The organism is Sphingomonas sp. (genome assembly GCF_019749955.1).
Lineage (GTDB): Bacteria > Pseudomonadota > Alphaproteobacteria > Sphingomonadales > Sphingomonadaceae > Sphingomonas.
The window spans coordinates 1-6,525 of record NZ_JAIEPC010000119.1 but is presented as its reverse complement, the minus strand read 5'-3'; the positions used below and the strand labels follow the sequence as shown (position 1 = coordinate 6,525).

At 62.1% G+C, this 6,525-nt stretch carries 4 protein-coding genes; 1 reads left to right on the top strand and 3 read right to left on the bottom strand.

Going from position 1 to position 6,525, the window contains the following annotated elements; all coding sequences use genetic code 11:
• Window positions 1-88: 88 nt before the first annotated feature.
• Window positions 89-1,768: a hypothetical protein gene (locus K2W81_RS16110; RefSeq protein ID WP_294106396.1), complete on the bottom strand. Its 1,680-nt coding sequence runs from the start codon at window positions 1,766-1,768 to the stop codon at window positions 89-91.
• A 467-nt stretch (window positions 1,769-2,235) separates the two neighbouring features.
• Here K2W81_RS16110 and K2W81_RS16105 point away from each other — a divergent pair, with 467 nt between their 5' ends.
• Window positions 2,236-2,733, top strand: a complete 498-nt coding sequence (locus K2W81_RS16105) for a hypothetical protein (RefSeq protein ID WP_294106394.1) — start codon at window positions 2,236-2,238, stop codon at window positions 2,731-2,733.
• Window positions 2,734-2,887: 154 nt separating this feature from the next.
• Here K2W81_RS16105 and smc read toward each other — a convergent pair whose 3' ends face one another.
• Both smc and K2W81_RS16095 read right to left on the bottom strand, forming a co-directional pair.
• Window positions 2,888-6,289: a chromosome segregation protein SMC gene (gene smc, locus K2W81_RS16100; RefSeq protein ID WP_294106392.1), complete on the bottom strand. Its 3,402-nt coding sequence runs from the start codon at window positions 6,287-6,289 to the stop codon at window positions 2,888-2,890.
• A 14-nt stretch (window positions 6,290-6,303) separates the two neighbouring features.
• Window positions 6,304-6,525 (bottom strand): thioredoxin domain-containing protein (locus K2W81_RS16095; RefSeq protein ID WP_294106390.1); only part of this gene is annotated, 222 nt, incomplete at its 5' end.

The following is a 6,525-nucleotide window of genomic DNA, read 5'->3' as shown; positions in this document are numbered from 1 at the left end:
TCCTCGCCTCGGTCAAGCGATTCTGCCAAAAGACAGAACAAGCATTATGTGACGGACTTTAGATTCAGGTCACTAGCGGGGTCTCGCGTTAGGGCAGGGTGACATCGCCACTCCAAAAGTTAGCTGTGAACCGTTCACATCCTTGCGCGGCGATGCCAGTTAAAATCTTCTGATGAACATCTCGCAACAATCGCCGAGCATTCTCCGCCATTGTAGGCCCAGCCCGAGCGTTCGTTTGATCCATCGCAGCCAAAGCGTCATCACATTGCCCGATCTGCAGTTTAGCCAAGGCCAAGTAGAAGTAGGCCAGTGCGAACTTCGGATTGTATCGTATCGCCGTCTTGAGCTTGGTGATTTGCGCTTGGGCAACAGCGCGAATATCGCGGCCTTGGTCGGTGAAATCATGATGAAATGCTTCCAATGCGGTCAGTCTGCCGAAATCGCCAGCTGAAAGGAAACGACTGTCCGGTCCCAAAAGAAATGACCGCACGGACCGAGAGTACGACTCCTTCGTTAAACGATCGCCCACAAAATTGTTCAAATCCCGTAGACGAACAGAAATTATCCTACCTCTCAGGAATCGACCCATCGTACTTTGAAGACGAAGCTTCATAAGTTGATGGACGAATTCTAGCGAATCCGGTGGCGTTGCTGAATTCTCTTTCTTATTGATATCTGAAACTTCATTTCGTATTTGGCCAAGGTCGTTTATAAAGTTGTTCAGCGCCTTAGTATTATCGACCGGGCAGTTTGAACGCTCGATATCAGCTAGAAGCTCCGGATAAAGGAGGTCTTTTATTGGAGTATAATCTTTGAGTGTTTTCTCGAACTCTGCCGGCGTTTCAATCGGCCAATTACGAATCAGCACAATCAAATTCTCCACTTTCTCCAGCACCGTAGCGAGAGTGCGGGCGCGGCAAGCGAAGGGTGGATGTAGAATATCGGCGGGCATTAGCCCGTCGGCGAACCGCATAACGGCGAAGTTGCCGAATGGGCCGAACTGGCCCATCGTCTGCCGTGATTGGCTGTCCTCAGCGAATTCGCCATAAGCAGCGGCAAACGTGTCCGCCTCTAACTCGACTCCAAGCCGGACGTTTTCTAAATGGCCCAAAATAATGTGTGCATATTCATGCAGCATTATAAACAGAAAGGCTGATCTTGTAAATTTATCTATCAAGCTCTTCAGCTCGATATCGCCCTTGCTACCTTTATCATCACCACGTGACTCCACTTTTTCAAATATGAACTTTGGCACTGCATAGGCACAGGCCACCGGGTTATTTTTTGATGATTCAAGGCAAGATCGAGTGATTAACTTCATTGCGGATTCGTTTAAATGGTCCGTAATCACGTTGAAGTAGACATAGATGAGGTGACATTGAAGTTGACGAAATCCGTTGGGAACTTGAACCTCGAATCCGCCATGTCCGTCAGGAAGAGCCGTCGGCGCAAAGACCTCTAGTGTCGCAGCCACATTTCTGATTTTTATCTTACTCGCAACCTCATAGTTCTGAATTGGCATCACATCGAGCAGATCTTCCCGAAGCGATGCGATCTCTTGAGTCGAGAGGGGGTTCGAGAAGGAAGAACACAGATCACGTCCTTCGGCGTTTGCAGGAGAGGCAAAAAGAATCGCAAAAATCATTGGGCACGAAATTGCGCCGCAAAACCGAGCTTGACGGTCATCCCGCAGAAAATCAAAGAAGACGGTGAAAAAGTCCCTCACAATCTCAATGGCTTCGAGAAAGATCGCGAATGCGGGCTGCATTTTACCCCCACCTCAGGTTAAAGCATGTCGCGCGAACCGCGCTTGCTAGAGCAAGTGAATAATGCGATTAGCTTTCGGGGAGGACGATATGATAATCTTGCTTGCTATGCTAGCTGCATCAATCGAGAAACCCGATGCGATGCGGATTGGCCGTCAAGTCACGGTCGATCGTCGTCAGTTTGATTGCTTTTCCAGGGCGGCTACGCGGCTTCGCAAGCCGCGTGGCAGTGTGTTCTATCTCGATCTCCGCCGATGTCCTCCAGCTCTACGCCCGCCCGATCGACTGGGGAGCTTCCCGAATTGGGAAATGCAGGGCGCAACCCCGAGCGGGAACCCGGTAAACGCCCTTGTGCTACTGACAGAGAACGACTTCAAATGTCTCAGAAGCCGCGAACGACTGGCGCGAGTTCGCAAAGTGCTCGATTCAGAGCGTTATGTAATCATGCTTGACAGGTGCTAATTGAACCATGGGCGAATTGGTAAGCACCAGAACGCTGATTGAGACAGCGTCGCACGTAGCGGTTATCGTCGCGATCCCCTTCTTTTTTCTCCAGCAAAATGCGGATCGAAATTCAAGACGCGAAGCAAGCTCCATGGAGTTTATCATGCTCGCGAATGACAGGTATTCTGACGTGATCTCGACGCTTTCTAAGCCTTGGGAATCAGTTGATATCGCGGATTTATTGAAGAACAATCCGACTAAAGAGGGTGTTGCCCAGGCAAAGTTTGCAATTACAGAAAGTGTTTTGGACTCAGACATTGAGAAAGTTGGTGAGTTTTATAAATCTGTGCTGATTTGTCGACGCGCGAAGCATTGTGATCAAAAGCTCATCGATGACTTCTTCCGAACAAATATTGTCGGATTTTACTGCTCATATGATGTGCGCCTCGACCGGATCGCTAGCCGCTTAAACCGGCCGGATTATGCTACGGATCTTCAAGCCTACGCGGGTCGCTGCGCGTGAAGCGCTTTGGGTCTGTGTTGTCCAAGTAATTGATCAGCTTACCGTTCACTCCGGGCTTCCTCCGCAAATCTTGCTATTCCTTTCCCGGTTGCCCATGCTGAAGCTTTGTAAAGTTCTGCGGTTTGGGCGTAAAAATGATCGCAACCTCTACCCCCTAAGCCGCCAACAACCCCGCAGCGCCGCCCAAATCCACCGACACCAGCCTGCTCACCCCCTGTTCGATCATCGTCACGCCGAACAGGCGGTGCATGCGGCTCATCGTGACCGCATTGTGGGTCACGATAAGGTAGCGCGTCGCGGTTTCGCGCGTCATCGCGTCGAGCAAATCGCAGAAACGCTCGATATTGGCATCATCCAGCGGCGCATCGACTTCGTCGAGCACGCAGATCGGCGCGGGGTTGGTGAGGAACAGGCCGAAGATCAGCGCGACCGCCGTCAGCGCCTGCTCGCCGCCCGACAGCAGCGTAAGCGATTGCAGCTTCTTGCCCGGCGGCTGGGCCATGATCTCGAGCCCCGCTTCGAGCGGATCGTCCGAATCGACCAGCGCCAGATGCGCTTGCCCGCCATTGAACAGCGTCGTGAACAGCCGCCGGAAATGCGCGTCGACGGCTTCGAAAGCGGCCAGCAGCCGCTGGCGCCCTTCGCGGTTGAGCGTGCCGATCGAGCCGCGCAGCCGGTTGACGGCCTGGCCGAGCTCCTCGCGCTCCTCGGCGTTCTTGATCCGCGCCGCGTCGATTTCGGCGAGCTCGGTGTCGGCGACGAGGTTCACCCCGCCCAGCCGCTCGCGCTCGACCGACAGCCGTTCGTGGCGGGCGGATTCGTCCGATGGCCCGCGGACTTCGTCGGGCTGGAAGCCGACCCGCTCGGGCAGCAGGACGGGCGGGCATTCGAAGCGTTCGCCTGACACGCGGCCCATTTCGACCCGGCGCGATTCCTGCGCTTCGGCGCGTGCGGCGGCCCCGGCGCGGTGCTCGCGGGCTTGGGCGAGGCGTTCGGCGGCTTGCGCGGCGACGTGCTCGGCGGTGCGCAACGTTGCTTCGCCCGCGCGCTCGGCGGCGTGCGCGGTGTCGGCATCGGCGCGCGCGGCGGCGTGTTCGGCGTCGACTTCGGCGATGCGGCGGTCGAGGATCTCAGGGCGGACGGCGAGGATGGCGGCTTCTTCAGCGAGCGTCTCGGCGCGCTTGGCCATGTCGGCGATGCGGCGGACCGCGTCGCCTGACCTTGCGCGCCAGCTTTTGGCTTCGGCCTGGCCTTGCGCGAGCCGGTCGCGGTCGGTGGCGTGCTCGCGGTCGAGCGCCGCTCGGCGCGCGCGGGCGTCGGCAGTGGCAGCGCGCGCGGCCTCGGCTTCGCGGCTGAGCGTGGCGACACGGGTGCGGGTGGCGCTGCCGTCGGGGAGCGCGGCGATGGCGGCGTCGGCGCGGGCGACATCGGCTCCCGCTTCGTCGGCTTCGGCTTGCGTGCGGCGCTGGCGTTCGGAGAGGTCGGCGCGCTGGGCCTCGACGCGTTCGATGGCTGAGGTCGCGCGGTCCTCGGCGCGGGTGGCGTCGCGCGCGCGGGTTTCGGCGGCGTCGAGCAGGCGGCGGGCGTCGGCGGCGGCGCGTTTGGCTTCGGCGATCGTGTCGTCGATCCGGGTGAGTTCAGTCTCTGCCGTCTCGACCGCGCGGACAGCAGGCGCGCGGGCCTTTTCGAGCGCGCGCAGCCGGTTCATCCGTTCCAGCCGTTCCGCCGCCGCCGCCCCGCCCGAGCGCGCGACAAAGCCGTCCCAGCGGCGCAGTGTGCCCGACGGCGTGACGAGCCGCTGGCCGACCGCGAGCGGCTGGCCGTCGTCACTCTCCGCGACGAAAACCTGCGCGAGACGGCGGGCGAGGGCGGGCGGCGCAGCGACATGGGCGGCGAGCGCGGTGGCCCCTTGCGGGGTGCCGGGATCGCCGGGCAGCGGCTGCGCGCCCGCCCAATGTCGCTCGCCCGCCGGGTCGAGCCCAGCCTCCAGATCATCGCCGAGTGCGGCGGCCAGCGCGCGTTCGAAGCCCGGATCGGGTTGCAGCGCGTCGAGCACGCGGTCCTTGCCGCTGGCGCGGGTCGCCTTGGCGAGCGCGGCGGCTTCGCTGTCGATCGCCGCGAGTTCGGCGTGGGCGGTGGCGCGTGCCGATTGCGCGGCGTCGCGCGACTCGCGCGCGGCCCGTTCGGTGCCATCGGCGCGGGCGAGGCTGGCGCGCGCCTGTTCGGCATGCGCCAGCGCCTGTGCGCGGTCGGCCGCAGCGGCATCGCGCTGGGCAAGCAGCGGCGCGCTGTCGGCAAGCGCCCGCGCTTCGGCGGCAACGCGGGCCGCGTCACGCTGTGCCCGGTCCAGCCGCGCGCGGGCAGCGGCGAGCGCTGCTTGTGCTACCCGCGCGTCGGCGGCTTCGGTTGCTTGCTCGGCGAGCGCCTGGGCAAGCGCGACTTCGGCATCACGCGCGCGGCGTTCGGCCTCGGCGACAGCGGCTTCGAGCGCGGGCAACTGCGCGGCGGCATCGGACAGCCGTGCCTCGATCGTCTTGCCTTCCTCGGTCAGCCGGGTGATCGCCGCCGCCGCATCCTCGGCGAGCGCACCCTCACGCTCGCGGTCGGCGACGAGCCGCGCCTGCGCGTCGGTGAGTTCGGCGATGCGGCGGACCGCAGTTTCGCGCTCGGCCTTCAGCCCCGACAGTTTGTGCCCCGCCTCGCTCGCCCGGTCGCGTGCCGCCAGCGCAGTCGCGCGCGCAGTGGCAAGCGTTTCGGTCGCCGCATGCTGATGCGCGGCGGCAGCGCGCTGGGCTTCGGCGGCGTCGGCGACTTGCGCTTCGGCAGCGGTCGCTTCGGCCTTCGCTGCATCGGCAGCGGCGGCAGCATCGCGCCAGCGCGCGAAAATCATCCGCGCTTCGGCAATACGAATCTGGTCGGACAGCGCGCGATAGCGTTCGGCCTGCTTCGCCTGACGGCGCAAAGCGGCGACGCGCGCTTCCTGATCGGCAATCACTTCGTCGAGCTTGGCGAGATTGGCCTCGGTCGCGCGCAGCCGTTGCTCGGCATCCTTGCGGCGCACGTGCAGGCCCGCGATCCCGGCGGCTTCTTCGAGCATCGCGCGACGTTCGGCAGGGCGTGCGTTGATCACCGCGCCGATCCGCCCCTGGCTGACAAGTGCAGGCGAATGCGCACCGGTCGCCGCATCGGCGAACAGCAGCGCGACGTCCTTCGCGCGCACGTCGCGCCCGTTGATGCGGTAGGCCGACCCCGCGCCGCGCTCGATCCGGCGCACCACTTCGGTTTCGCCGCTTTCGGCCGCGTCGATCAACATCGACACTTCGGCAAAGTCACGCTGCGGGCGTGTCGCGGTGCCGGCGAAGATCACGTCTTCCATGCCCGCACCGCGCAGCGACTTGGCGCTCGCCTCGCCCATCGTCCACCTGAGCGCTTCGAGCAGGTTGGACTTGCCGCAGCCATTCGGCCCGACGATGCCCGTCAGGCCGGGTTCGATGCGCAGGTCGGCGGGATCGACGAAACTCTTGAATCCGGTCAGCCGCAGCCGCTTGATCTGCACCCCTTACGCTTCCTTCAGGCGCCCGCAGCCTTCAGCGCGGGTTCGAGCGTGGCCCATTCACCGACACTGTCGAGCTTCTTGCCGTTGAGGATGAAGGTCGGCGTGCCGCTGACGTTATACTGCTGGTTGGCCTTGTCGGCATTGGCCGCGAGCACCGCGATCTTGGCCTTGTCGTTCAGGCAGGCGCGCGCCTGATCCTCGGGCACGCCGCGCTGCTTGACGAAATCGAGATAGCC

Coding starts and splice junctions, on each gene's coding strand:
- K2W81_RS16110 (WP_294106396.1), bottom strand. CDS start 1,768: ATGCAGCCCGCATTCGCGATCTTTCTCGAAGCCATTGAGATTGTGAGG.
- K2W81_RS16105 (WP_294106394.1), top strand. CDS start 2,236: ATGGGCGAATTGGTAAGCACCAGAACGCTGATTGAGACAGCGTCGCAC.